This window comes from Nostoc sp. FACHB-892 (genome assembly GCF_014698795.1).
Taxonomy (GTDB): domain Bacteria; phylum Cyanobacteriota; class Cyanobacteriia; order Cyanobacteriales; family Nostocaceae; genus Nostoc.
Map to the genome: position 1 here is coordinate 115,608 of NZ_JACJTR010000006.1, position 25,795 is coordinate 141,402.

The window sequence follows — 25,795 nt, forward strand, 5'->3', positions numbered from 1 at the left end:
GCATGACATCATTGCTCAAAATCGTACAATCCACTGATGAATCCCAGATTTCCGAATTTTTTCGGGAATCAGGAGGTAAGTGGCGATCGCAACGACGCTACTACACTCTACCGGAGGGAGAAACTAAAGAGATAGAAAGTATAGTTACGATCAATTTTCTAGAGCAAGGCTGTGATGAACTGCAAAAGCTAGCTCAGATGCACGATTTGCCTGATACAGGTAGTTTAATCTGTGGTGCAGCAGTTGTATGGGAAAGTACGGATGTGTCCAAGACAAAGAAAGAGTCGCAAGGCTCAACAATATTTGGAGTGATGGGAAACATTTTGTATCGCGATCGCGGTTTTGCCATATCCAAACCAGTCACCGCCCAGTATTATTTCTCCAACCCAAAAACACTGTGTTTGCGAACTGAATACAACGGTTCAGTCTTTGAGGAAGAGTTAAAGCTAATTGGCAGCAAATACCGCACCAGGCAGACGATCATCTCTCGTGCTGGTGAACAGTTGATGATTGGGCAATATTTAGAAAAGAGAATAGATTAGTTTCTTCCCCACTCCCTTTCTACGCAAATACTTTCAAAATCAAAACGAACTCCTATATAACTTTTTATAACAGTTTTGAAAATTTCCCCCAGAAAGTTAGTTGCTATGTCATCATGGGAAGTGAAATGAGAATTAATTCGGCGACAGTGTTTGTTTTTAGTATTGACAGGCTTTTTCCTTTTGGTATTACAGACTTCTCTCCGAAATCTAAATCTCTACAAACTATATGATTTTGGAGACATTTGATGTCAATTTACGTTGGTAACCTCTCCTATGAAGTTACACAAGATGCGCTGAGTGCTGTATTTGCAGAATATGGTGCTGTAAAGCGTGTTCAGCTACCTACTGACCGTGAAACAGGCCGTTTACGCGGCTTTGCTTTCGTGGAAATGAGTTCAGAAGATGAAGAAACCAAAGCTATTGAAGCACTTGATGGTGCTGAATGGCTGGGCCGTGACCTTAAAGTGAATAAGGCAAAGCCCAGAGAAGACCGAGGTGGTTCCTTCGGTGGTGGTAATCGTGGTGGTGGCGGCGGCTATAACCGTGGCGGTGGCGGTGGTGGTCGCTACTAAACTAGATAGGCGAAAGTCATTTAGTTGAATCTAGAAAAGGCTCAGGCAGTAATGCTTGAGCCTTTTTTATGCAAAACTTTACTCGTGAATAGTACTCAATAGAATGACAAGTAAGGATTTTGGTGAATTTGCTTGCATTTGGATGCTCCCTCACTTCTGTGATTCTACAACCAGAGTGCCCTGATGAAAGATCATTTTCCATTGAGCATTGTTAAATTTCCAGATGGAACTTCGCAGCGAATTAACAGGTTGTTCGCCAGATATATGTCTGACTACACGGTAGGTTACTAAAACAATCCCTGTTGCTAAAACTAAGGTTTGGAATTCTGTTATCGATCTTTGAGTCAGGGGTTCGATCCGTTCATTCTGCAAGCTGTTGATAATTTGCTGTTTATCGAAAACACGCCCTGAGCTTCCGAACTCAATAAACTCGTCAGCAAGTAAGTCCATGACATCTCTAGCTGACTTTCGTACATCCGGTTGAAGCAAACGCTCCTCCAACTCACGGAAAAGCGATTCCTCTAAATAGTTTGCTTTCATCTACTTGCTGGAGTTGATTATGCCTTCGATAAGATGGCTTACAACCGCCTGATGCAACAGGATTTTTAGGCTGTTTCGCCGTTTGCTGCTTGTGGCATTGACTCAATCAACGCCCTTAACACTTTGTTGACCGATTCTGGTGTGGTAAAAACCTGAGCCACATCTTCATCTAAAACCACAACTGTCAATTGTTGCTTTCCACTACGGGCAGCAAAGCGATTAAGCTTTGCCTTTTGATAATCAAAGCTATATTCAGCCTGAAGCTCATCATCAGAATTTTGGGATTTTTCAAAAGGCATTTCGTTCATAATCTTCACGTTCCCTTCGAGTAGCGAGACGGGCGCTGATGATACGGATAGCATTGGAACGCTCAGTGAAAGAAATCATGATAATTTTATCCAAGCAGCATCATGCGATCGCTTTCACTACGCTTTTTTGGATTGAGGTCAATTACCTGTCTGCTGATAAACATCTGGACTCCACTTCTCCATAAAGCTGTCTGAATTGTTAAGTTCAGTAAATCCGAATCGTCTGTACAACTCATGTGCATCTTTTGTTGCTAGCAACCATCGGCGCAAGCCCTGCAATTCAGGATAGGAAATAATCGTTTCCATCAGCCACTTGCCTAAACCTTGCTCCCGAAAAGGCTCTAAAACAAACACATCAGCAACATAGGCAAATGTGGCATGATCCGTTATTAAGCGGGCAAAGCCAATTTGTTGTTTGCCTTTATATAAACCAAATATAAGGGAATTTTGAATGGATCTCTGTAAAACCTCAAGCGGCAATCCTTTTGCCCAGTAAGAACTTGCAAGAAACTGGTGTATAACGTTCACATCTAGCTGATTAACATCTGTGGTGATTGAATACTCCCCTTGCAACCATTCTCTAATCATAAAAATTGACATAATTTAGAATTTACGTTCAACATCTTACGGTATTCCCAAGAAAGCTTTAAGAGTAGTTTTATACCTATTCTTCAACCGCCTAGAGACTAAACCACCCTGCTGAATCTGTATAAGAACAGCCATCAAACAAGATCCTTTCAGAATTGGGCTACCAATGCTTGCAGGTTTAAAAGTAGGGCTGCGGCTTCAACAGCTTTTTCTGGGTGAAACCGAAACCGGATTGGCATCAAAATTTTGAAGCGACTGCTTCACATTAGTACAAACCTATTGTAAATCCTTATCTGGATAACATTTTATGAAAGAACGCCCTAAAAAATTGCTGAAACAAGTACAAGATGTCTAATAATGAGTTGCTGATTTGCGATGATGTACGGCTGTAACGCCATCACTATCTAACAATTTGCCATTCTCGACAGTGGCATAAACTAGCCAATGGTCGCCAGATTCCATCCGATTTTGTACGGAACATTCAAGATATGCTAAAGCATCGGTAAGTATGGGAGAACCATTTTCAGCTTCTTCGGCAGCGACATCGGCAAATCGATCTTGTCCTGGGCCGAATGGTTTGAGAAAGTGCTTCATCAATCCCAAATGATTGCCTTCTTTAAGAATGTTAAGGACAAATTTATTTCCTGAGTGTGTGAGTGTTTCTACTGCGCGGTCTTTAGCTACAGCTATGGTTAAACCAGGAGGACTAAAGCTAGCTTGAGATACCCAAGAGGCTAACATGGCACTGGAGCGATCGCCTTCTTTTGCAGTAAGAACACAAAGAGAACCGACAATCCGACCAACTGCTTGTTCTACAGTTGTTGCAGGTTGACTTGGCGAGCGCACTTTTCTAGCTTTCTTCAGGGCTTGAGCAAAGTCGGTTCCGGCTTCTTCACACAATTGTAAGGTGGCATCGTCGGGTTTGAATTTTACGCGGATGGTGTCAAAACCAAACCGATAACCAGCATCTTTCAATTTGCCCTCAATTAAATCAACCGCTTCCCCACTCCAGCCAAAGGAACCAAAAACACCAGCAAGCTTATTGTTGGTCGCGGTGGATAAGACAATTCCTAAAGCTGTTTGCACGGGTGTGGGTGCATGACCACCAAGGGTAGGAGAACCGATGACGAAACCACCGGCTTTTTCCACAGCCGCCCGGATTTCTTCTGGTTCAGTAAATTCGCAGTTAATCGATTCTACAGCGACACCAGCTTTTGTAATGCCACGAGCGATCGCTTGGGCTAATGTTGCCGTATTTCCATAAGCTGATGCATAAATCAACGCTACTGTCAAGTCGGCAGATGTTTGCTGCTTACTCCATTGGCGATAAGCTTTAGTCAGGTCGATCAAGCCATAGCGTACCAAAGGCCCGTGTCCAGTAGCATACATTCTCACGGGGAAATCAGCTAGTTTATCCAGCGCTGTTTCAACTTGACGGGCGTGGGGAGCCATGAGGCAATCAAAATAATAGCGCCGATCCTCGTTATATATTTCCCAGCCTTCATCAAATACCTGATCTCCACAAACATGGGCCCCAAATAACTTATCTGAGTACAGAATTTCTGTTTGGGGGTCGTATGTGCAAAGTTGATCTGCATAGCGGGGATTAGGGGTGGGGATAAATTGTAAATTATGCCCATTGCCTAAATCTAGGGTTTCTTCGCCGCGCATCACAAGAATTTGCAAATCTGGGTTTTCCAGCGCACTACGTAAATTAATCGCCCCTGGATTTGAGCAAACAAAGGTGATTTGCGGAGCAATTTTTAATAAAGCCTTTAAAGTTGCAGCGCGGTTAGGATTTACGTGTCCCAAAATTACATAATCTAACTCGTCAAGATGGAAACGCTGCTGTAAAGCTTTTAAATAAATTTCCGTAAACGTTTCCCCTGGAGGGTCGATGATGGCACTTTTCTCGCTTTCGATTAAATAAGAATTAGCAGTTGTACCCTTAGCAAGAGCGTATTCAATTTCAAATCTGAGCCTTGACCAACTGCGCGATCGCAGTATTCTTGTATCCGTAGCTATTGGATAAACTTGAACATCGCGGGGTTTATTTTTTGACATGGCTGAAACAATAAATTAGGAGTTAGGAGTTAGGAGTTATGAGTTGAAGAAAGTCGTTAATCTAAATCTTTTAACTTCCGTTGTGCAGACGATATTTTTTGTTAAACTCGTCTTTACAACTCCTAATTTTAACTTCTAACTTCTAACTCATAACTTCTAACTTTTTAGTAATGATTACCAACTTTGCGGTGATGCACAGCAGTCAAAGCATCTGGTTTAGAAACTCGTCCGGCATAAACGGTGCTGTATACTGCCCAATGGTCGCCACAGTCCATTCTACTGACGACTTCGCACTCCATGTAGGCGAGGGCATCATTGAGGATTGGCGCACCATTTTCGGCTGGCTGGGTTCTCACTCCTTCAAAGCGATTTGCACCAGGGGCGAACCGTTTCAAGAAATGCTTCATTAGTGGTTGGAAATTGCCTTCTTCTAAGACATTGAGAACAAAGCGATCGCCTACTTGCATAAGTGATTCAATTGCCCGATCTTTGGCTACTGCAATGGAAAATCCCAAGGGTTTGAAGCTGGCTTGAGCAACCCACGAGGCTAGCATCGCACTGGATACATCACCTTTTTTAGCAGTGATGATATACAGTCCGCCGCTGAGTCTACCTAATGCTTTATCTAAGTCAGCACCAAGGGATTTCATGGCTTTGATACTGCGATCGCGTGTTACCCATTGCCCTAAGTCAGTACCCGCTTCTTCACAAAGCTTGTAAGTATTTTCTGTGGGTGTTTCTTTAATCCGAATCGCTGGAAAAACTGTTGTCAAACCCAAATTGCGGAATTTACTCAGCAAAGGATCTATTGGCTCATCATCGCCACCGCCAGTTTCAAACACGCCGATAGCTTGCTTTTCTTTGGCAGATCCTAAAACTGTGCTGAGTGCAGCTCGGATGCTAGCAGCGCCAGAAGCCGGAGGTAGACCAACGATTAGCCCAGCACAACGGCTGACTAATTCCCGCAGTTCTTGCAAATCGACTTCAGAACCCAAATCGACAATTTCCACAGCGACACCAGTTTTACCAATGCCGTTAGCAATTGCTTGAGCGAGGCGATCGCTATATCCGTATTCTGAAACGTAAAATATTCCAACCGCCGTTTCTGGCTTGACTTGGGTTTGGCTCCAAGTGCGGTAACGTCCAACTAGTTCCTCAACATTGTGAGATAGTAATGGGCCGTGTCCTGTGGCAATCATACTGATAGTTTTGAGTTCCGCCATCCGCTTCAGGGCAGACAAAACTGACCGGGCATTCGGCCCCATCAAGCAATCGTAGTAGTAATGAAAGTCTTCTTCGATAGCTGCCAAGTCTTCATCAAAGGTGCTATCTGAGCAATAATGCAACCCAAAAGCATCGCAGGTGTAAAGAGTTTTGGTTTTATGGTCGAAGCTGAAAATAGTATCTGGCCAATGTAAATTTGGGGCAATCACGAATTCAAATTCATGGCCATTGCCCAAATCTAAGCGATCGCCATTTTTTACAATCCGCCTTTTGAATGGCTGATGTACGAAATCCTCAAGAAACTGAATTGCTACCTTAGAGCCAACAACGGTTATTTCTGGAGCCATTTGCAGCAAATCTTTAACTAAACCGCTATGGTCTGGCTCGGTGTGGCTGATAATCAAATAATCAATATCTGTTGGCTTAATTAATCCGGTGAGCGTATCGAAGTATAGTTGACGAAACTTTTCGTGGGAGGTATCAACTAAGGCTGTCTGCTCCCCACGGATGAGAAACGAGTTATAGGTGGTACCATTTTGCAGACCAAACTCAATATCGAAGCGATCGCGATCCCAATCTAAAGAGCGAATAGCCGTCGTCTCTTGAGCGATTTCCACAGTCTGTATGGTGAGCCGTTTTTCAGTTTTTTCGGTGAGCGCTACCATAACTCCCCTCCTTAACACAATGAGTATTTGTTCCTCTAGGTTTATTGTGACACGGGATGAATGTTAATTTTTATTAAAAAACCTATGACTGACTTAAAAAAGTTAAAAGTGTGAAACCGCAGACGGGTTGGGGGAATGAGGGAGATGAGGGAGATGAGGGAGATGAGGAGGATGGGAGAAGTTTGGCTAGCTTTGGAAATTGGGAACTCTCGGCTACATTGGGCGTTGTTTATTAGCAAGACGCTTTACTTAGCTTGGGATACTGACCATATAGCTGAGTCTGTCATACAACAGTTAGCTAAATGTCAAACCCTAGATCATTTACTACTAGCAATTTCTCCACCCCATCAGAAAATTAGCAGAGAAAATACTTCCTCATCCTCCCCTCCCCTCCTCGTCGCCTCCGTAGTTCCCAGCCAAACTGCCATTTGGCAAACTTACCCAAATACTCGCGTTATTACCTTAGATCAAGTATCCCTCAAAGGTGTTTATCCTACATTAGGAATTGACCGCGCTTTAGCTTTGTGGGGTGCGGGGAAAACTTGGGGTTTTCCAATGTTGGTAATTGATGCTGGGACAGCGCTAACTTTTACGGCTGCGGATGCTAATGAGTGTCTAATTGGAGGTGCAATTTTGCCGGGATTAGGCTTGCAATTTGCAACTCTCGATCAACAAACAGGGCAATTACCATTAGTAGAAGTGCAAGGTTTTCCCTCTGTACCACCACGTTTTGCTCTCAATACTATAGAAGCTATTCAAAGTGGAGTTATTTATACAATATTAGCTGGAATTAAAGATTTTATTGAAGCGTGGTGGAAGTTGTTTCCTGATGGAAAAATTGCGATGAAAGGGGGCGATCGCACTTTATTACTGAACTATCTACAAACCTTATATCCTGAAGTTGCAGAACATTTAATTGTAGAACCAAATTTAGTTTTTTGGGGAATGCGGGAAATAGTAATGGAGCATAAGGAATAGGAATCCGAATTCTCACTGCAAAGAGCTAGTTTAATTCGTTGAAATTATGATTTTTTAAAATACCTTGAATAAACTCCCGAATCTCGATTGCTACAACCCCAGCACAAGCTTCTGGTAAGTCGTTTCCGGCATGAGAAATCATTTTCAACTCAACTTTCGGCATTAGTTGAGCATAAACCCGACTCTTGGCTAAAGCATCTGGTGTATCTTGGCCACCTTGTAAAATAAAAACCGGCACATCTATCATGTAAAGGCGCTTTTGCACTAGTTCCGCTTCAATTTCTGCTTGTCGCCTTTTGAAAAGTAATTGGCAACCTATAGGATACGGCAATAGCGATTGACGCAGCTGCAAGTCTTGTGCAATTTTTTCATGCAAACCTAAGATTTTAGTTAAAGGAGTGAGCGATCGCAACAATTTAACCATTAGCGGTGGATAGCTCAGTAATCGCCGCATCTTCTGACAATACTCTTCTTGCCCTTGGATTTCTACGCCCTCTGGTGCTAAAAGTATCACACCATCAACTTTCTCTGGATACTTTAAAGCATAGCTAGCAGCAACCCAACCCCCAAGAGAATGCCCTACTAAATATACTTTTTCTAGCTTGACAGCTTGCAAGAATTCAGCCAAACACTCTACTTGTAAATCTATCGAATGGTGGATATTCGGATTCTCTGACTCACCAAACCCTAATAAATCAAGTGCGAAGCAATGGAAATCTTGTACAAGGGACTCCATCACAGATAACCATTGACTGCTCTCATTCCAAGCACCATGTAAAAAAATTATAGGAGTTTTTTCACCGACTTCACGCCAGAATATCAGCCCTTGAGAGAGCTTTATCCGAGAGTTACGGAATAGTGTATCCATTTTAATTTAGTTGTTAACTTTAAGCACCATAATAAATAGTGATTGGTCATTTGTCCTTTGTCATTTGTTTTGGAAAAATTTATTTTAAACAGAGAAGCCTGAGTTGTGCGCGTAGCTTTTCGTAGAGAAGAGAGGCTAGAATTTTGGCGGCAAATAACAAAGAACCGATGACCAATGACAAAGGACAAATGACTAATAATAAAATATTGTTATGCCAGTGTTGTCAAGCCATTCAAGTAGTCTTGCAACTGCCGAGTATGGTCATGAGACATCTGTTCTGAAGGTAGCAAATTCGGAGAGAAAGCTTGGATTTCCATGACTTCTAAAGTATCTTGAATCTCCATTGTCCCATGCACCTCAGCTTCAACCACAATACAAATTGAATGGATTCTGGGATCGCGGTCTGGTGCGGAGTAAACTCCTACCAAACGGTTAATTTTTACTAATTTTAGCCCAGTTTCCTCGATCAATTCCCGGCGGACTGTGTTGGGAATATCTTCTCCCCAATCGACCATGCCTCCAGGCAATGCCCAAAGGCCATCATCACGTCGCCGGATCAGTACTATCCGACCATCAGGTAAAATTGGGATGATACTAGTGCCAGTAATGGGATGACGAAATATGATACCCAATACTGTTTGTCCAATACGCCATAAGCTACGTGTGGACTGGACAGCTGCCGGAAAAAAAGCAATAACGTTCAATCTTTAAAATTTCTGTATTGTATTCCCTAGTTCTCTACCACTTACATAAACTCAACTAAGGAAACTTTCACTGAGTTTTTTTATACAATAATGTTTGTGGATTGAGATTTTATTCTCACGATTTACGTAGAATATTTTTAATTCTAACATCAAGTTTTAATAGAAGCACTGTATTACTGTATACATAAAATTTGTTAGTTCAGAAAGTTTTTCAGTTTATAACTAACATTAGCCTTGCCCAAAGCAGCTAGTACTAATAGTTTTTCAGCACACATTAAAAAAAATAATCTGAATGATAAGTTAGAATCCAAAATTTAGAAGATAAAATAAGCGGAGTTTGAGACAGCCATCTAATTATTGATAATCTTGATTAGTTTGTTCCAAGAATAACAACTAGTTAGCTAATTTACATCTGTTTGAGCAATTTGAATCTTATAAAAAGTATTTTCCCTCTACCTGGTAGGAATAATTCTAAAATATTATTGACAGAACAAGGTTAAATGCGGTAGACTAGTACACTGTTTAAAGCGTATTTATTGCTGCACTAGGTTACAAGTATATCAATAATATTGGTAGCTGATATTGCCTATGTGATGCCTAGTTGCTACTTTTTTGTTGTTTATTAATGAGGTGAACATGGCCAAGCGCCGTAACCCGAAAAAAGAAAAGGCGCTACGGAACCAGGCGTATGCCAGAAAGTTTCGTAAACGAACTACGACAGGAAGAATGCAGAGAAGGTTCCAACAAAGACCACCAAAGAGTGAAGAAGAAGAAGGAGCAGCAGCAGCTGACACTGAATAAGCTGTCTGCTTAAATCCTTGTTATTTATTTTTTAGGGCGCACATTTGTACGCCCTTATTTATTTAGGGCATTGGGCATCGGGCCTTCTCCCTAGCTTCCCCATTCCCTACTCCCTCTATTGATCCATTTGAGCGCGGGCGGCTATGAGTGCTTTGTTAACCTGTACAAAGCCGGTACCACCGTAACTGTTGCGGGCTGCTACAACTTGACGGGGGGATATCGCCTCATAAATATCTGCTGCAAATGCCGGATGTAGTTGTTGCCACTCTTCCAATTCCAAATCTTTCAGGAGTTTACCTGCGGCAATACTAGTTTTTACCACCTTACCCACAAGGTTGTAAGCTTCCCGAAAGGGAACGCCCCGTGCTGCCAGATAATCTGCTACATCGGTAGCGTTGGAAAAATCTTCTGTTACAGCTTCTGCTAATCGCTGGGTACGAAATTCTAAACCTTCTCTGAGTAAAATTGTCATCGCTTCTAGAGAGGCTTTGATTGTATTAACGCTATCAAATAGACCTTCTTTATCTTCTTGCAGGTCTTTGTTATATGCCAGGGGTAGCCCTTTCATAATCACTAACATCGCCTGGAGATGACCGAATACACGCCCCGTTTTCCCGCGCACGAGTTCTGGTACATCGGGGTTTTTCTTTTGGGGCATGATACTGGAACCTGTGGCACAGCTATCTTTGAGGGTGACAAAGCGAAATTCTTCAGATGACCAAAGAATGACTTCTTCTGCAAGGCGGCTGAGGTGAACCATAATCAAGCTAGCAGCACACAAGAATTCGATCGCAAAATCGCGATCGCTCACTCCATCAAGGCTGTTAGCATAAATATCGTCAAAATCCAAGAGTTTAGCTGTGTAGTGGCGGTCAATAGGGAAAGTAGTTCCGGCTAAAGCACCACATCCTAAAGGTGAGATATTCACGCGGCGAGAAACATCTCCTAAACGTTCCCAGTCGCGTTGTGCCATTTGAAAGTATGCCAAGAGATGGTGAGCTAAACTTAGAGGTTGGGCGCGTTGTAGGTGAGTATAGCCAGGAATCAGGGTTTCAACGTGCTTTTCGGCAATATCCAGTAAAACCCCTTGAAATTCTCGCAATTCCCTTTTAATTTGTTGGATTTGGTCGCGGAGATAGAGTCTAGTGTCAGTACCAACTTGGTCATTACGCGATCGCGCCGTATGCACCTTTTTACCCACATCGCCGACAATTTCTGTTAGTCGTCGTTCAACTGCGAAATGTACATCTTCAGCATCAATACCAGGCTGAAATTTTCCCTGTCGATGCTCTTGACGGATTTGTTCTAAACCTGCAACCAGTTGCTCACCTTCTTCTGGAGAGATAATGCCCGTGTGAGCAAGCATTTTGGCATGAGCTTGAGAACCAGTCAGGTCATATTCTATTAATTCAATATCAAAACCTATACTGGCATTAAAACGAGCGATCGCTGGATGCAATGCTGATTCAAACCTCTGGCTCCAAGTTTGTTCTTTGGTCATAAATATTATGAGGGGAGTGGGGGGATAGTTAAGAGTGAGGAGTGAGGAGTTAAAAACTCATAACTCCTCACTCCTCACTTTCAACTCCTAACTTTTAAATTTAACCGTAGCTAGTTAAATTCCGAATCATATAGCCAATGACTAAACCAATCAACAATGGCCACACTTGACCTGTTCGTATAAAATGGTTCCAAAATTTTTGCATCTGACCCATAAGGTCTGGGTCAGTAATTGTTTGCGCTACTAGTGCCGTCAAATTTACAGGCAAATGCCAATATAACTGAGATATCAAATCGCTGTAATGGCTCATATTTGGTAATTAAGAGGTTGGGGGTGGCAAATCTCAGTATCAGTTTATTTTTCACATAAATTACTGATAATCTACTGAAATATTGGCTATAACTTTAATGTCTTAACTCAAGATCCAGCCGATGCCAACCGCAATTTCTCGGCAGTTCGCAAAATTTGCCCCGCTAACACTGCTGCACCAAAACCATTATCGATATTTACTACGCCTACTCCCGCAGCACAAGAGTTAAGCATTGTCAATAAAGGTGCTAGACCGCCAAAACTTGCGCCATAACCGATGCTGGTGGGTACGGCAATCACAGGACAACTTGCTAAACCAGCGACAACGCTGGGTAAAGCGCCTTCCATCCCCGCCACGACGATCAATACTGATGCTGATTCAATCAGGTGGCGGTTACTTAATAAGCGGTGAATTCCAGCAACACCAACATCCCAGAGACGCTGTACCCGAAAACCAGAAAGTTCAGCTGTGATAGCTGCTTCTTCAGCAACGGGTAAATCGGCCGTACCAGCAGAAAGAATGCCAATTTCACCTTGGAATTGTGGTTCGATGGTAAGGGGAGCGATCGCACAAATTCGCGCCGATTCGTAATATCGCAAACCGCTAACTTTTGATTCCAGTACAGTATAAACTGCTGGTTCAATGCGAGTTGCCATCACCACTGGGTTGCGGAGGCGCATCACTTCCATAATTTGAGCAATTTGATCGGGAGTCTTACCAGGGCCCCAAATTACCTCTGGGAAACCAGTTCTTAGCTGGCGATGATGGTCGATTTTGGCAAACTCACCCACGGATTCATAAGTTAAGTCTTTGAGTGAGTCTAATGCCGTATCTGGCGTAACTTTACCATTGGCAACCGCAACGAGTAGCGATCGCAAGGTTTTTTCATCGGTCATGGGTCATTTGTCCTTTGTCATTTGTCATTTGTCCTTTGTGAATAACTAATGCCCAATATCCAATGCCTAATCGGTTACTCTTAGTTCATAGAGGTTCCAGAATGGGCCACCAAGAGCAGTATATTTAATTCCTTGGAAGCGATCGCGCACTGCTTGCAGATTCAACCTCTCTACTAAATGAATAAACGGCAACTGTTCTGAGGCGATGCGCTGATATTCATAATAAATTTCTTTGCGCTTGTTTTCATCCAATACCTGTGCGCCTTTAATGTAAAGGCTGTCAATTTCCTTTTCCCAGTCAGAAACTTCCCAGCCAATTATAGGTGGATCTCCTGGTTGTGGCCCCAAATTAAATGCGTGGGATGCACCGGCAACTCTCCAGATATTGCTAGCGCTGTGGGGTTCAATACCGCCTCCAGCAAATCCTCCCAGGTAACAATCCCAATTCTGGGTAACCTTGAGTTTTTCTAGATAGGAATTGAAGCTGAGAATTTGCAAATCTACTTGAATCCCAATCTTAGCGAGATCCCGTCTGATTTGAGACGCCATATCTCCTCTAACTTTTCTTTCCGAATTCGTTAAAAGTGTAAATCTGACTCTGTTACCATCAGCATCTACAAGCTGATTTTGAGCATTATATTTAAACCCAGCTTGTAACAGTAATTTCTTAGATTTATCTGGTTCGTAATTATATACCTTTAATCCTTTTTCTGGAGGAAGAAAGTAGGGACTTTTGACATAAACAAATGAATTTTGCAGTTCACCCAATCCTCGAAAAGCATTTGTTTTCATGGTTTCGCGGTCGAGTGCATAGGCTATAGCCTGTCTGAATTCCTTTTTGTTAAACCACTTAGATTTAATTGGGTCTACGAAAGGTTTACCCTGAGAATTCTTAGCTTTACTCAGATTGAAAGCAATAAAAGTCGTACTTGTATCTGGTCCACCGTTATAAATTTCAAAATTTGCCCGTTTTTCTTCTCGCTTCAGCAAACTAAAACCTTCAGGAGCGACTTCTAAATCATCTAACTGACCAGAACGAAAACTAATCAACTGGTTTTCAGTAGATTCAATAATTTGCCAAACAATGCGCTCAATGTAAGGCTGAGGATTACCCTGAGCATCTTTGCGCCAATAGTATGGATTACGCCGAAATATAACTCGCTGGCTGGAAACGTAACTTTCCATGACATACGGGCCATTACCAACAATTTGTTTCGGATCAGTGCCTGTTCCCCACATTGAGAGAAACTTAGGATTCCCGTCAGTTCCAGTTGTACGAATTCCTTCTTGTAAAGCATGGGCTGGCATAATTGGAATACCACCTACATATCTTAAAAAAGGAGCAAACGGTTCTTGTATGCTAAATTCGACCCGACGCTCATCAATTTTTTTCACCTTTGGCAAAGTGCCTTTATCGCCAACTTTTAAAGCATCTTTAAGAGAGGTTGGTATTTTAGGATTAAGGTAAATTTCGTTATAAGTAAAGACAATATCATCAGCAGTCATTGGCTGACCATCTGACCACTTAATTCCTTCTCTTAGGGTAATTACAATCCGCTGACCATCTTCAGAAAATTCCCAGGCTTCTGCTAAAGCCGGTTCTAGTTTTGTGGTTAGAGGATTCTCATTAATCAAAGAGTCGTAGAGAAAACCAAAAACACTATATGCTGACTCATTTAGAGCATAATTAAAAGTTGCAGGTTCGCTCAAAACTGCGGTGACGATTTGCGGCACTTGAGCAGCTGCACTTTTGAAGTTAGATGGGTTGCAGGCGGCAAGTGTAAGTGCTATTGTTGAAGTTAAGATTAATGGCAACCAAATACGTTTAATTGCCATAAATATTATTTTGCTAAAAAATTTCATAATTTCAAATTTATTTCCATCCTAATCAGTCTTTAATATCTTTATCAGGGGCTAAAAGAAAGTTATTCTGAAGCAACTAGCAAGACAACAGCATAAGCACATATACCTTCCTCGCGTCCAACTGGGCCTAATTTTTCATTGGTAGTAGCTTTAATGCCAATTTGATTCGATTCTAATTCTAAAACCGCCGCTAGTTTGTCGCGCATATTGTTAATATGCGGTTTTAATTTTGGACGTTCTGCTACTACTACTGAGTCAATATTTCCCACCTGCCAACCTTGATCCCGAATCAGTTGATGTATTTGATTTAATAGTACTAAACTATCTGCTCCCGCCCATTTGGGATCGCTAGGCGGAAAATAATGACCAATATCCCCTAAAGATAATGCCCCAAGTATGGCATCCATAATCGCGTGAGTCAGCACATCAGCGTCACTGTGTCCTAATAAACCCAGTTCATGGGGAATTTGAATTCCACCTAAAATCAAAGCGCGATCGCTCACTAATTGGTGAATATCGTAACCGTTACCAATACGAATTTTAGTCATTAGCCCTTAGTTATTAGTCATTATTCATTAATCAGCAGTTAGGAATTATTATTCTCCCATTGCTTCCCCTGCTTCCCCTGCTCCCCCTGCCCCCCCTGCTTCCATTTCTCCAAGAGATCAGGACGGCGATCGCGGGTTTTTTGAATTTGTTGTTCGTAACGCCACCGGGCGATCGCTGCGTGATTCCCACTGAGCAAGACATCAGGTACTTTCAAACCGCGAAAATTGGCAGGACGAGTATATTGGGGATAGTCCAACAAGCCTTCCTCAAAACTTTCTGCTGTCAGGGACTCCGTTTTGGCCACAGTTCCTGGTATTAGCCTCACTACACCGTTAATCAAAGCCATTGCTGGAATTTCTCCGCCAGTCAGAATAAAATCGCCTAAAGATACTTCACGAGTTACCAAATGTAGCACCCTCTCATCCACTCCTTCGTAATGTCCGCAAATAACTACTAACTGGTCATAATTTGTCACCAATTCTTTCAAAAGAGGTTGATTAATTGTTTGACCCTGTGGACTCATCAAAATTACTTCTCTTCGGGGTAAAGTTGGCAGCGACTCCACAGCCGTAAAAATCGGTTCTGGCTTCATTAGCATCCCCACACCGCCGCCATAGGGTTCATCATCCACCTTTCGGTGCTTGTCAGTGGTAAAGTCGCGCGGATTAACCAGATGCACTTCGGCAATCTGTTTGGCTAAGGCTTTACCCAGTAACCCAGAATTGAGAACAGAGTTAAAACAGTCAGGAAAAAGTGTAACTATATCAAAGCGCACAGTTATTCGTATTCGAGGACACTAATCTTAAATTTGGATGTCTAGCAAACACCGCCAAGCCGAGGTCGAGTCAAACTCCAGTTAAACTTTATCAATAGTATCTAAAACTACCAGACCTCTTGGATTTTAGATGGGATTAAAAGTTTTTCTAATTACTTAATTTATGTTTAAATGTTGTCACAACTACATTTAAATTAATAATCTTATCAAGTTAACAACTTCCAGGATGCATCGAGCCAGCCTCAGAAAAAAGCGTAGTCTTACCTGCTCGTCCCTAGCCCGAGAGGGGGAATCTAGCCCCCTGAAGACTATTTTGCCCTGCTGCAAGTGGACAGGTGAAAAACAAGGCGTTGGCTTTGAGAAATGGGAACAAACACGTTTAGACTGAGGCAACGCGAGCGTTAAGCAAGAATTTGGAGAGTGGCTGACTCAGTTCCAAACTTCCAAAAAGTGTCCTCTCAAAAAAGCAAAGCGCAAAAATCATGGCTGCTTCTGAACCTTGTTAAATTCACCTGAAGTTGTTGACAGGAGAAACAAAATGCCGCAATTACAAGCTAAATCGCTAGAAATGAGGACACCCCAAGCAACTAAAACCGCCGTTCTGGTTATCGGAGGCGCAGAAGATAAAGTTCATGGGCGCGAAATCCTACGAACTTTTTTTGGACGTGCTGGTGCTAGTAAGGCTTATATTACAATTATTCCATCTGCCTCTCGCGAACCCGCCATCATTGGTGGCCGGTATATTCGCATTTTTGAAGAAATGGGTGCCCAGAAGGTAGAGATTTTAGACATCCGCGAACGGGAACAGTGTGAATCTTCCCAGATCAAAGCATCCTTAGAAGCCTGTAGTGGAGTATTTTTGACAGGAGGAGACCAGTTGCGTCTTTGTGGCGTATTGGCGGATACGCCAGCAATGGAAATTATTCGGCAGAGGGTGAGGGCGGGGCAACTTACCTTAGCAGGCACCAGTGCAGGAGCAGCAGTAATGGGGCATCACATGATTGCTGGCGGCGGTAGTGGAGAGTCGCCAAATCGTTCCCTGGTTGATATGGCAACGGGTTTAGGATTTATTCCTGAAGTAATCGTTGATCAACATTTTCATAACCGTAATCGCATGGGAAGGCTGATTAGTGCGATCGCAGCTCACCCCGATCGCTTAGGTATTGGTATTGATGAAGATACTTGTGCAGTATTTGAACGTGATGGTTGGCTACAAGTTATGGGTAAAGGCAGTGTCACCATTGTTGATCCCACTGAAGCCACCCACACCAACGAACCCCATGTCGGTGCTAATGAACCATTAACCGTGCATAATTTACGTCTCCATATCCTCAGCTACGGCGATCGCTTCCACTTGTACCAGCGCACTGTATTGCCTGCTGTACACCGAATCTCCAGCTGACGGGATAGAGTATCTGAGGTTACACTGAGTTGACCACAAATTTTAGATTTTGGATTTTGGATTTTAGATTAAAAGAGCTTTTCGGCAGATGCCGACAAAAAGTAGGTGAAACAAATCTAAAAACCCCTCAATGACTCGTTGACGCTACGCGATCGTAAATCTAAAATTACCAGAGCTAAGTACCCTAATTGTCTCTTTTAATCCAAAATCATAAATCTAAAATCCAAAATCGGTTGACCGCACATTTATTTCTTGTTGTAGAAAAATGATGAGAATACTATGTAAAAAGAAAAAACTGTTTGCAACGAACAGTTTAGCGGTCAATTTCAGTAAGAAACTAGAATTTTGGTTCCGAATCTCCATCTACCTATTCCCATGAGAATCCTCAAGATCCAGACCTTACGCGGCCCAAACTATTGGAGCATTCGACGCCACAAACTGATCGTCATGCGCCTCGATTTAGAAACCCTTGGCGAGACGCCCTCGAATGAAATCCCTGGCTTTTATGAAGGATTAGTTGAGGCGCTGCCGAGTCTGGAGGGCCATTATTGTTCTCCTGGCTGTCGTGGTGGTTTTTTGATGCGAGTCAAAGAAGGCACTATGATTGGCCATATCGTGGAGCACGTAGCCTTAGAACTCCAGGAATTAGCTGGTATGCATGTCGGCTTTGGTCGCACTCGCGAAACTGCCACACCCGGAATTTACCAAGTAGTAATTGAATATCAGAATGAGGAAGCGGGACGCTACGCTGGACGAGCAGCAGTGCGGCTGTGCCAGAGTATCGTTGATCGAGGCCGTTATCCCAAGGCAGAACTAGAGCAAGATATCCAAGACCTAAAAGACTTCACCCGTGATGCTTCCTTAGGTCCTTCCACTGAAGCGATCATTAAAGAAGCAGAAAAAAGAGGCATTCCCTGGATGGCTTTAGAAGCTCGCTTTTTGATTCAGCTGGGGTACGGCGTGAATCAGAAGCGGATGCAAGCCACGATGACGGATAACACCAGCATTCTGGGCGTAGAACTAGCTTGCGACAAAGAAGCCACTAAACGCATCCTCGCTGCTGCTGGTGCGCCAGTACCTAGAGGTACAGTGATCAACTTCTTAGACGATTTGGAGCAAGCCATTGAATACGTTGGCGGATATCCTATTGTCCTCAAGCCACTCGATGGCAATCATGGACGTGGGATCACCATTGACATCAGAACTTGGGAAGAAGCTGAAGCCGGATACGAAGCTGCAAGACAAGTTTCTCGATCAATTATTGTTGAACGGTATTATGTTGGACGCGACCACAGAGTACTAGTGGTAAATGGCAAAGTAGTAGCAGTAGCCGAACGTGTCCCGGCTCATGTGATTGGCAATGGCAGATCGACCATCTCCGAACTGATTGAGGAAACAAACCTTGACCCAAATCGTGGTGAAGGACATGATAACGTCTTAACCAAGATTGAACTAGACCGCACCAGCTACCAACTATTAGAAAGACAAGGCTATACCCTAAATAGCGTTCCACCCAAAGGAACCATTTGTTATCTCAGAGCAACGGCAAACTTAAGTACAGGTGGTAGTGCCGTAGACCGTACTGATGAAATTCACCCAGAAAATCTGTGGTTGGCACAACGGGTAGTTAAGATTATCGGTTTGGATATCGCCGGACTCGATATCGTCACCACAGATATTAGTCGTCCTCTGCGGGAAGTGGATGGCGTGATTGTCGAAGTTAATGCCGCTCCCGGCTTCCGAATGCACGTTGCCCCAAGTGTTGGCATTCCCCGCAACGTTGCTGGCGCAGTAATGGATATGCTGTTTCCCAACGAGCAATCTAGCCAAATTCCCATCCTCAGCATCACTGGTACTAATGGCAAAACCACCACTACCCGACTACTAGCACATATTTATAAGCAGACGGGCAAAGTAGTAGGATATACTACAACAGATGGAACATACATCGGTGATTACTTAGTAGAAGCTGGCGATAACACAGGTCCCCAAAGTGCCCACGTCATCCTCCAAGATCCCACCGTAGAAGTAGCGGTACTGGAAACGGCTCGTGGTGGCATTCTGCGCTCTGGATTGGGCTTTGAAGCCGCAAATGTGGGAGTGGTATTGAATGTAGCCGCCGACCACTTAGGCATAGGCGATATAGATACCATTGAGCAGTTAGCTAACCTCAAGAGTGTAGTAGCGGAAGCCGTATTCCCCGATGGCTATGCGGTACTTAACGCCGACGATCGCCGCGTTGCCGCCATGTCAGAAAAAACTAAGGCTAATATTGCTTACTTCACAATGAACCCCGATTCGGAATTGGTGCGAAAGCATATCCAAAAGGGTGGAGTAGCCGCAGTATATGAAAATGGCTATTTGTCAATTGTTAAAGGTGATTGGACACACCGCATAGAAAGAGCAGAAAATATACCTTTAACAATGGGCGGGCGCGCACCGTTTATGATTGCCAACGCTTTAGCAGCAAGTTTGGCAGCATTCGTGCAAAACGTCACAATTGAGCAAATTCGTGCTGGTTTGAAGACCTTCCGGGCTTCAGTTAGTCAAACACCAGGACGAATGAATCTATTTAATTTAGGCAACTACCACGCTTTAGTAGACTATGCCCATAACGCAGCCAGTTACGAAGCTGTAGGTTCCTTTGTTCGGAACTGGACTACAGGGCAACGGATTGGCGTAATTGGTGGGCCAGGCGATCGCCGTGATGAAGACTTTGTTACTTTGGGCAAATTAGCAGCGCAAATTTTTGATTACATCATTGTCAAAGAAGACGATGACACACGGGGACGTTTACGGGGTTCAGCCACTCAGTTGATTATTCAAGGCATTACCCAAATTAAGCCTGATAGCCGCTATGAATCAATTCTGGATGAAACCCAAGCCATAAATAAAGGCTTAGACATGGCTCCTGATAACAGCCTGGTGGTAATTTTGCCAGAAAGCGTCACTAGGGCTATTAAGTTAATTAAGCTGCGTGGTTTAGCCAAGGAAGAGACACATCAACAAAATACTGGCACAGCAATCATTGATTCTCAAAATGGAATCGCACCCTCATCTGTAGTCAACACACTACTTTAGTGAAAAGTCAAGGGTCTATCTAAAGTTTAGTATTTAAAAGTTTTTGACCCTTGACTCTTGACTATTATTTTTCTTGTTCTGGATTGGTATCATCACTGGGAGTTTTCATCTCCTCCTTAAAACCTCGTAGGGTTTTTCCCAGGGCAGTGCCCAGTTCAGGAATTTTTTTGGGCCCAAAAATTAAAATAGCGATTATCACAATTACACCCATTTCTGGCAATCCTAGTCCAAACATATAAATTTCCTCTTAGGCATCTGTAATTAAATATAAACATTGATGGCTCAAATCCCATAAGTTCGCCACTGATAAGCGCAACTAACTTCCCATTGGATTAGTAATTGGCAAACCTAACCAGTCACTCAATTCATGAGCTAACCATTCAAGTTCTACTTCAGATTTAATACCGACATCATTTCCACCAATATGATATTTTTGTACTCCTGAGCAAATATATAATTCTGCTGGAACGGCAACTCTAGTGCCTTCAGAGTCTTTAGTAAAATGTTTTGGAATATAAACCACCTTGGTTATACTTTGCCTTGGTGATGACCGGGGACGCTCAAATTTCCAAGCAAACAACTCCCAGCTTAGGGCAATTTTTTCTAAATCCAGGCGTAAAGAAACGCGTCCAAACAAATTAAAGAAAAATTTATACAGCATCATAAAGCCAGCACCCCAAAAAGGAAGTGAGAATAAGGCAAAAGGGATGTTGACGGGGAAAGGGGCCGAGAGAGCGCCAATTGTCCAAAACAGGATAAATGAATTCCAGACGATCGCAAATAAACCTGTGAATACTATTGATGGTTCAAAACCAGATGGGGGAACGATAATTTCTAGATAATCACCATTTTTGGTTAATTGAATCTTACTCCCGTCTGGTTTGCTAGCAACCAAAGCAGATAAGTTTCTCAGTTGTGGTTTGTCTAAAGCTGCGATCGCTTGGGTAGCAGAACTCAAACGCCGTTCTAAACTGGGTTCAATCATCCACTTTAGCCAATTGCTAAAGCTGAGACTGACATTAGCCGCTTGTTCAAACTGAATGCGAAAGTCCTTTTGAGGTAAATCGGCTGGGTGATTACCAGTTATTAAATAAATTAAGGTTGCACCTAAACTATAAAGGTCAGAGGCTGCAACAGTGCGTCCGCCAAATTGCTCTGGTGGCATATAGCCATAGGTTCCTACCACAGTTCTTGTCCCAGTTTCTGTGGCGAGGACTGTCTGGACTGAGCCAAAATCTACCAAATAAACTTGACCGACACTATTCCCAGAACGCTCCCCTAATAAAATATTGCTAGGCTTAATATCACGGTGGATTACAGGCGGATATAACTCATGTAGGTAAATAAGAATCTCTAAAAGCGCCTTGGCTATCTGTTTTACTTCAGCTTCTGAAAAAGTTCGCCCAGTTTGTAAGTATTGCTCTAAAGTTTGGGCAGGGATATAAGTTTGTACCAGGGCAAATCCCTTGATGGTTGGTAAATTTACCTCAAAATAGTTTAAATACTGAGGAATTAAGGGATGTGACAAAGATTTTAAAGTTTCAGCTTCCCGCTCAAACAACTTGAGTGAATCCCATTCAAAGTCACCACCAAAAGAGAGTAACTTAATGACAACTAATTCCTGAGTTTTCAAATCACGAGCTAACAACGTTTGCCGCCCTGCTTTTTTTCCTAATAGCTGCTGAACTTCGTAGCGTTCGCCTAATATTTCGCCGATCATTATGGTTTCTTATAATGCTACGGTTGAAAAGTTTTTAGAGCTTATGATTTTTAATTTGGCAAATCTATATCTTTAGTATAATTGCGTGGTTCTATGCCCTCCCAACTTTGGCCTTATATTACCCCTGGTATTCCCGATGAATTGTTTGAAAATTTGCCAGGAATCCCCCTGAGCCAGCGAGAAGTCCGACTGCTATTGATAGCCCAACTGCGGCTAAAATCAGATTCTGTGTTGTGGGATATTGGCGCAGGGACAGGTACAATTCCGGTAGAGGTGGGGCTACTGTGTCCAAAAGGACAAATTATCGCTATAGAAAGGGATGAAGAAGTAGCTAATCTGATCAAGCGTAACTGCGATCGCTTTGATGTGAAAAACGTCGAAGTAATTGAAGGTAGCGCCCCAGAGTGTTTACACGATTTGAAAGTTACCCCTCACCGTGTTTGTATCGAGGGAGGACGCCCCATTCAGGAAATTCTGCAAGCAGCTTGGCATTATTTGCCGCCATCCGGTCGGGTTGTAGCCACAGCTGCTAATCTAGAAAGTCTGTATGCTATTTCCCAGAGTTTTTCTTTGTTAAGGGCTAGAAATATCGAAGTAGTCCAGTCTGCGGTTAACCGTTTAGAGACGCGTGGCTTTTCTCAAACCTTTACCGCCGTTGATCCCATTTTTATCCTCAGTGGTGAGAAACTTGATTAGGGAATGGGGCATGGGGCATAGGGCATTGCAAGAGACGGCAAGGGAAGGGGGGAAACAGAGATGAGGAAGTAGGGGGAGCAGGGGAAGCAGGAGAAGAAAGAATAACTAATTAATAAATACCCAATGCCCAACGCCCAATGCCCAATGCCCAATGCCCAACACCCAATGCCCAATGCCCAATGCCCCATATTTAATACTTCTATGCCTTGGTCTCGGATTATTAGTGGAATTGTTGCGATCGCTCTTGCTCTTTCTGTGACCCTTTTGGGGGGTTGGTACTTTACCATCATGTTTGCGGTTGTCATCTTTTTGGGTCAACAGGAATATTTTAATTTGGTGCGGGCCAGAGGCATCGCTCCTGCTGCTAAAACGACTATGGCTGTCAGCCTAGTTCTGCTGGGAATTTGTACCCTTGATGGCAGTTTAGCTGATGCTGTGATGCCAATAGCTGGCACACTTATTTGTTTCTACCTGCTGTTTCAGCCTAAATTTGCCACGATCGCTGATGTTTCCGCTTCTATTATGGGGCTATTTTACGTAGGTTATTTGCCAAGTTACTGGGTGCGATTACGAGCAATTGATAGTGCTGCTTTTAGTAACCTCCCTTTCGGAGGTTACTGGCCCACAAATTGGACAGATTTCTGGGAAAAGGCAAATTCCGCTTCTTTATCACAAGGTTTTACAGCAACACTACTGACTTTTTTGTGTATTTGGGCAGCCGATATTGGTGCTTACACCATTGGCAAATTCTTTGGGAAAACCCGTCTGTCTGATATTAGCCCGAAAAAAACTGTAGAAGGGGCTGTTTTTGGCATTACTTCAAGTATTGCTGTAGCCATAGCAGGAGCCTATTATCTGCACTTGCCCAGATCCCCCATCACGGGTTTAGCATTGGGTTTACTAATTGGTATTGCTAGTCTTTTAGGGGATCTTACCGAGTCTATGCTCAAGCGAGATGCTGGAGTCAAAGATTCTGGGCAGTTAATCCCCGGTCACGGTGGTATTTTAGACCGTACTGATAGTTATATTTTCACAGCACCTTTGGTTTACTATTTTGTGACATTACTGTTGCCGTTACTATAGCGATTCTCAACTTAAGTACAAACTCCTTTAAAATCTCGTTTCCAACCTCTAGCTGAAAATTCTCTTCATTGGACTGCTGCCACAAGTTTTGAGGCGGCAGCCCTGGCATTAGCTATTTCCAGTCAGAGACTTTTGACGAGGCAATCTATCAAAGCTGTGTCTATAGTTTTTATGGCAATACAGTTTAGTTAAACATTTATTTCTTCTCTCTGTGTTCTCTGCGCCTCTGTGGTTAGTAAAAAAATTGAAGTAAATCTAATTAGATTCAAAGCTATTACGAACAATTTCAACACTATGGAATGAAAAATATACGAAGACAAGTTATACAAGTAATTAAAATTTTATGAAGATGGCTCAGTCATTAAAGATGTGATGAAGACCACTCAGTAAATGTTGCAGGCTCTAAATCTGTGTGATTTTATGGAGATAAGAAATACATCACGCAAGTTTCGCTTTCACTGACAGTATTTTAAATAAATTACTGAGATTAAAAGTAAAGCAATTGCTCTGATTTAAGGTTATTACTAGGAGCTTCAAACAACAATGATTAGTTTAAAATCTAAAGTACTAAACGCTACTCTGGCAGCTACTTTTGCAATCCCCTTGGCTACTGCTGGGATGTTTACATCTGCTGGTTCAGTTCAAGCTGTAACCCTAAACGGGAGTATTGGCCTTAGTGGTACAGCTGTCGTTCCTAATGATGGAGACAATCCAACTAATACCAAGATTGAATTTCTTAATGTTGCTGGCGTTACATCTTTCGGTGATTTTGCAAAATTCTTACCAAGCTTAGAGCCAACAGATATTAAGATTAACACTCTAAAATTAACCAAGCTAGCTGATGTATCAGCTACAACGGCTACATATAATACAGACATTAACATTCCATTCATTGATTTCGGATCGCAAACCTTGGGTACCACTACAGCCGCTCTTACATTTGACCTAGATAATTCTGTAGTTACCAGAATTGGGATACCAAATGTTGGCATTATTGACGCGACATTACAAGGGATTACGGGGAAATTTAATTTCAATGGACAAACTATTGCATCTGGCTTCTTTAGCACTTCTCTTTCTGGATCTGCAAGTACATACCAGTTAACTCTGACCACTGTTCCTGAGCCAACCACAATGCTAGGCTTAGGTTTAGTTGGTGCTGGCATGATTATGTCTCGCCGTCGCAAAAGTGTCGTTCAATAGACCTAATCCTAAATATAAAAAAGTTACTTTTAGAAACTAAAAGTAACTCTAATTTATCTATTCAATTTGGCTGGAATGCAAAATTTTACCAACCAAGTTGAATTTTTTCTTTTGTCACAAAAATCTATTTAAAAGTGAATTTTTTTAACCAGGCATAGACTTAAAGTGATTGCAAAGATTGTTTCGCTTCAGTTGCGATCGCTTCTACTTCATCATTAACCAAAGTTTCTAATATAGATTTGGCTTCCGCACCGCCTAAACGAGCTAAGGCTTGTACAACTCTGTAACGAATTTGCCAATCTGGATTAGTAGCATAGGGGGCCAAGAGAGGAACTGCTTGTAAGTCTCCCAAGTCACCCAAAGAACTAATAGCAGCAGTTTGGACTAATTCGTTTTCTGATGAGAGTGCCTCTTTGAGTAGTTCAAAGGCTCGTGGATCGCCTAACTCTCCCAATGTAGCAATGATACTGAATTGGATTAGCCATTCAGTAGTTGTATGGTAAAGGTGCTGCAAGTCTTCAAAAGCTTCATGTAACTTCAGAGCGCCTAAGCAGTCTGCTGCTGCTGCTTGTACATCTACTTCGGAGTCATGAAGTAAGCGATCGCGCAAGATATCCAAGGATAACTGTAAATCTTGTGTTCCAAGTGTATCCATTTGACTCACCGCCGAGTAACGGACACGGGAATTGCTATCGCCAATAGCACTTTGAATTAATTCAAAGGCAATCGCAGGTTCTAATTGGCGGATTTGATTTACTGCACGTAAGCGATCGCCTAAATTCTCAGAACTTAGCAATTGCTTAACAGACTCCGAAGTAATACTCATTTAGTTATCCTTGATTTTCAAAGGTGTAAAAAAAGA

25 protein-coding genes are annotated in these 25,795 nt (G+C 42.7%); 9 read left to right on the forward strand and 16 right to left on the reverse strand.

What is annotated here, in order from left to right:
- The first annotated feature begins 2 nt into the window (after positions 1-2).
- Entirely contained in the window at positions 3-542 is a 540-nt protein-coding gene (locus tag H6G96_RS10405; RefSeq protein ID WP_190911385.1) for a phycobiliprotein lyase, read from the forward strand.
- A gap of 245 nt (positions 543-787) precedes the next feature.
- Positions 788-1,114 carry an RNA-binding protein gene (locus H6G96_RS10410; protein WP_190911386.1) on the forward strand — a complete coding sequence of 109 codons (327 nt, stop codon included), beginning with the start codon at positions 788-790 and terminating at the stop codon, positions 1,112-1,114.
- Between the two features lie 150 nt (positions 1,115-1,264).
- Here H6G96_RS10410 and H6G96_RS10415 read toward each other — a convergent pair whose 3' ends face one another.
- The 5 genes from H6G96_RS10415 to H6G96_RS10440 all read right to left on the reverse strand — a co-directional run bounded on the left by H6G96_RS10415 (position 1,265) and on the right by H6G96_RS10440 (position 6,503).
- Complete coding sequence (locus H6G96_RS10415; protein ID WP_190911387.1) at positions 1,265-1,654, reverse strand: DUF4440 domain-containing protein; 390 nt, start codon at positions 1,652-1,654, stop codon at positions 1,265-1,267.
- Positions 1,655-1,719: 65 nt separating this feature from the next.
- A complete protein-coding gene (locus H6G96_RS10420; RefSeq protein ID WP_190911388.1) occupies positions 1,720-1,962 on the reverse strand; it encodes a hypothetical protein in 243 nt (80 codons plus the stop codon).
- A 138-nt stretch (positions 1,963-2,100) separates the two neighbouring features.
- Positions 2,101-2,562, reverse strand: a complete 462-nt coding sequence (locus H6G96_RS10430) for a GNAT family N-acetyltransferase (RefSeq protein WP_242063233.1) — start codon at positions 2,560-2,562, stop codon at positions 2,101-2,103.
- Between the two features lie 339 nt (positions 2,563-2,901).
- Positions 2,902-4,614 carry a diflavin flavoprotein gene (locus H6G96_RS10435; protein ID WP_190911390.1) on the reverse strand — a complete coding sequence of 571 codons (1,713 nt, stop codon included), beginning with the start codon at positions 4,612-4,614 and terminating at the stop codon, positions 2,902-2,904.
- Between the two features lie 164 nt (positions 4,615-4,778).
- Positions 4,779-6,503, reverse strand: coding sequence for a diflavin flavoprotein (locus H6G96_RS10440; RefSeq protein ID WP_190911391.1), 1,725 nt, complete (start codon positions 6,501-6,503; stop codon positions 4,779-4,781).
- A 171-nt stretch (positions 6,504-6,674) separates the two neighbouring features.
- Here H6G96_RS10440 and H6G96_RS10445 point away from each other — a divergent pair, with 171 nt between their 5' ends.
- Positions 6,675-7,481 carry a pantothenate kinase gene (locus H6G96_RS10445; protein ID WP_242063234.1) on the forward strand — a complete coding sequence of 269 codons (807 nt, stop codon included), beginning with the start codon at positions 6,675-6,677 and terminating at the stop codon, positions 7,479-7,481.
- Between the two features lie 25 nt (positions 7,482-7,506).
- Here H6G96_RS10445 and H6G96_RS10450 read toward each other — a convergent pair whose 3' ends face one another.
- Positions 7,507-8,349: an alpha/beta hydrolase gene (locus H6G96_RS10450; RefSeq protein WP_190911393.1), complete on the reverse strand. Its 843-nt coding sequence runs from the start codon at positions 8,347-8,349 to the stop codon at positions 7,507-7,509.
- A gap of 209 nt (positions 8,350-8,558) precedes the next feature.
- Complete coding sequence (locus H6G96_RS10455; protein WP_190911394.1) at positions 8,559-9,053, reverse strand: NUDIX hydrolase; 495 nt, start codon at positions 9,051-9,053, stop codon at positions 8,559-8,561.
- A 636-nt stretch (positions 9,054-9,689) separates the two neighbouring features.
- On the opposite strand from H6G96_RS10455, the gene H6G96_RS10460 reads away from it, so the two are divergent.
- A complete protein-coding gene (locus H6G96_RS10460) occupies positions 9,690-9,854 on the forward strand; it encodes a hypothetical protein (RefSeq protein WP_167407613.1) in 165 nt (54 codons plus the stop codon).
- Between the two features lie 115 nt (positions 9,855-9,969).
- Here the strand turns inward: H6G96_RS10460 and argH are convergent, their stop codons facing one another.
- The 6 genes from argH to trmD all read right to left on the reverse strand — a co-directional run bounded on the left by argH (position 9,970) and on the right by trmD (position 15,748).
- Positions 9,970-11,355, reverse strand: coding sequence for an argininosuccinate lyase (argH, locus tag H6G96_RS10465; protein ID WP_190911395.1), 1,386 nt, complete (start codon positions 11,353-11,355; stop codon positions 9,970-9,972).
- 100 nt (positions 11,356-11,455) lie between these two features.
- Positions 11,456-11,665 carry a hypothetical protein gene (locus tag H6G96_RS10470; RefSeq protein WP_190734203.1) on the reverse strand — a complete coding sequence of 70 codons (210 nt, stop codon included), beginning with the start codon at positions 11,663-11,665 and terminating at the stop codon, positions 11,456-11,458.
- 107 nt (positions 11,666-11,772) lie between these two features.
- Positions 11,773-12,561 carry a nickel pincer cofactor biosynthesis protein LarB gene (gene larB, locus H6G96_RS10475; RefSeq protein ID WP_190911396.1) on the reverse strand — a complete coding sequence of 263 codons (789 nt, stop codon included), beginning with the start codon at positions 12,559-12,561 and terminating at the stop codon, positions 11,773-11,775.
- 66 nt (positions 12,562-12,627) lie between these two features.
- Positions 12,628-14,424, reverse strand: coding sequence for an ABC transporter substrate-binding protein (locus H6G96_RS10480; RefSeq protein WP_190911397.1), 1,797 nt, complete (start codon positions 14,422-14,424; stop codon positions 12,628-12,630).
- A 62-nt stretch (positions 14,425-14,486) separates the two neighbouring features.
- Positions 14,487-14,972, reverse strand: coding sequence for a 2-C-methyl-D-erythritol 2,4-cyclodiphosphate synthase (ispF, locus tag H6G96_RS10485; RefSeq protein ID WP_190911398.1), 486 nt, complete (start codon positions 14,970-14,972; stop codon positions 14,487-14,489).
- A 38-nt stretch (positions 14,973-15,010) separates the two neighbouring features.
- Entirely contained in the window at positions 15,011-15,748 is a 738-nt protein-coding gene (trmD, locus tag H6G96_RS10490) for a tRNA (guanosine(37)-N1)-methyltransferase TrmD (protein WP_190911399.1), read from the reverse strand.
- Positions 15,749-16,286: 538 nt separating this feature from the next.
- Here trmD and H6G96_RS10495 point away from each other — a divergent pair.
- Entirely contained in the window at positions 16,287-17,150 is an 864-nt protein-coding gene (locus H6G96_RS10495) for a cyanophycinase (protein ID WP_100898664.1), read from the forward strand.
- Positions 17,151-17,525: 375 nt separating this feature from the next.
- Complete coding sequence (gene cphA / locus H6G96_RS10500) at positions 17,526-20,231, forward strand: cyanophycin synthetase (protein ID WP_190911570.1); 2,706 nt, start codon at positions 17,526-17,528, stop codon at positions 20,229-20,231.
- Between the two features lie 64 nt (positions 20,232-20,295).
- Here the strand turns inward: cphA and tatA are convergent, their stop codons facing one another.
- Both tatA and H6G96_RS10510 read right to left on the reverse strand, forming a co-directional pair.
- The gene (gene tatA / locus H6G96_RS10505; RefSeq protein WP_190734227.1) at positions 20,296-20,466 is read right to left on the reverse strand and encodes a twin-arginine translocase TatA/TatE family subunit; all 171 of its coding nucleotides are present in this window, start codon (positions 20,464-20,466) and stop codon (positions 20,296-20,298) included.
- A gap of 81 nt (positions 20,467-20,547) precedes the next feature.
- A complete protein-coding gene (locus H6G96_RS10510; protein ID WP_190911400.1) occupies positions 20,548-21,951 on the reverse strand; it encodes a serine/threonine-protein kinase in 1,404 nt (467 codons plus the stop codon).
- A gap of 93 nt (positions 21,952-22,044) precedes the next feature.
- On the opposite strand from H6G96_RS10510, the gene cbiT reads away from it, so the two are divergent.
- The 3 genes from cbiT (at position 22,045) to H6G96_RS10525 (ending at position 24,933) form a co-directional block, all read left to right on the forward strand.
- On the forward strand, positions 22,045-22,647 hold the full coding sequence (cbiT, locus tag H6G96_RS10515; protein ID WP_190911401.1) for a precorrin-6Y C5,15-methyltransferase subunit CbiT: 603 nt from the start codon (positions 22,045-22,047) through the stop codon (positions 22,645-22,647).
- A gap of 201 nt (positions 22,648-22,848) precedes the next feature.
- Positions 22,849-23,730 carry a phosphatidate cytidylyltransferase gene (locus H6G96_RS10520; RefSeq protein ID WP_190911571.1) on the forward strand — a complete coding sequence of 294 codons (882 nt, stop codon included), beginning with the start codon at positions 22,849-22,851 and terminating at the stop codon, positions 23,728-23,730.
- A 543-nt stretch (positions 23,731-24,273) separates the two neighbouring features.
- Positions 24,274-24,933 carry a PEP-CTERM sorting domain-containing protein gene (locus H6G96_RS10525; protein WP_190911402.1) on the forward strand — a complete coding sequence of 220 codons (660 nt, stop codon included), beginning with the start codon at positions 24,274-24,276 and terminating at the stop codon, positions 24,931-24,933.
- A 160-nt stretch (positions 24,934-25,093) separates the two neighbouring features.
- Here H6G96_RS10525 and nblB read toward each other — a convergent pair whose 3' ends face one another.
- Positions 25,094-25,759, reverse strand: coding sequence for a phycobilisome degradation protein NblB (nblB, locus tag H6G96_RS10530; RefSeq protein ID WP_190911403.1), 666 nt, complete (start codon positions 25,757-25,759; stop codon positions 25,094-25,096).
- Positions 25,760-25,795 lie beyond the last annotated feature (36 nt).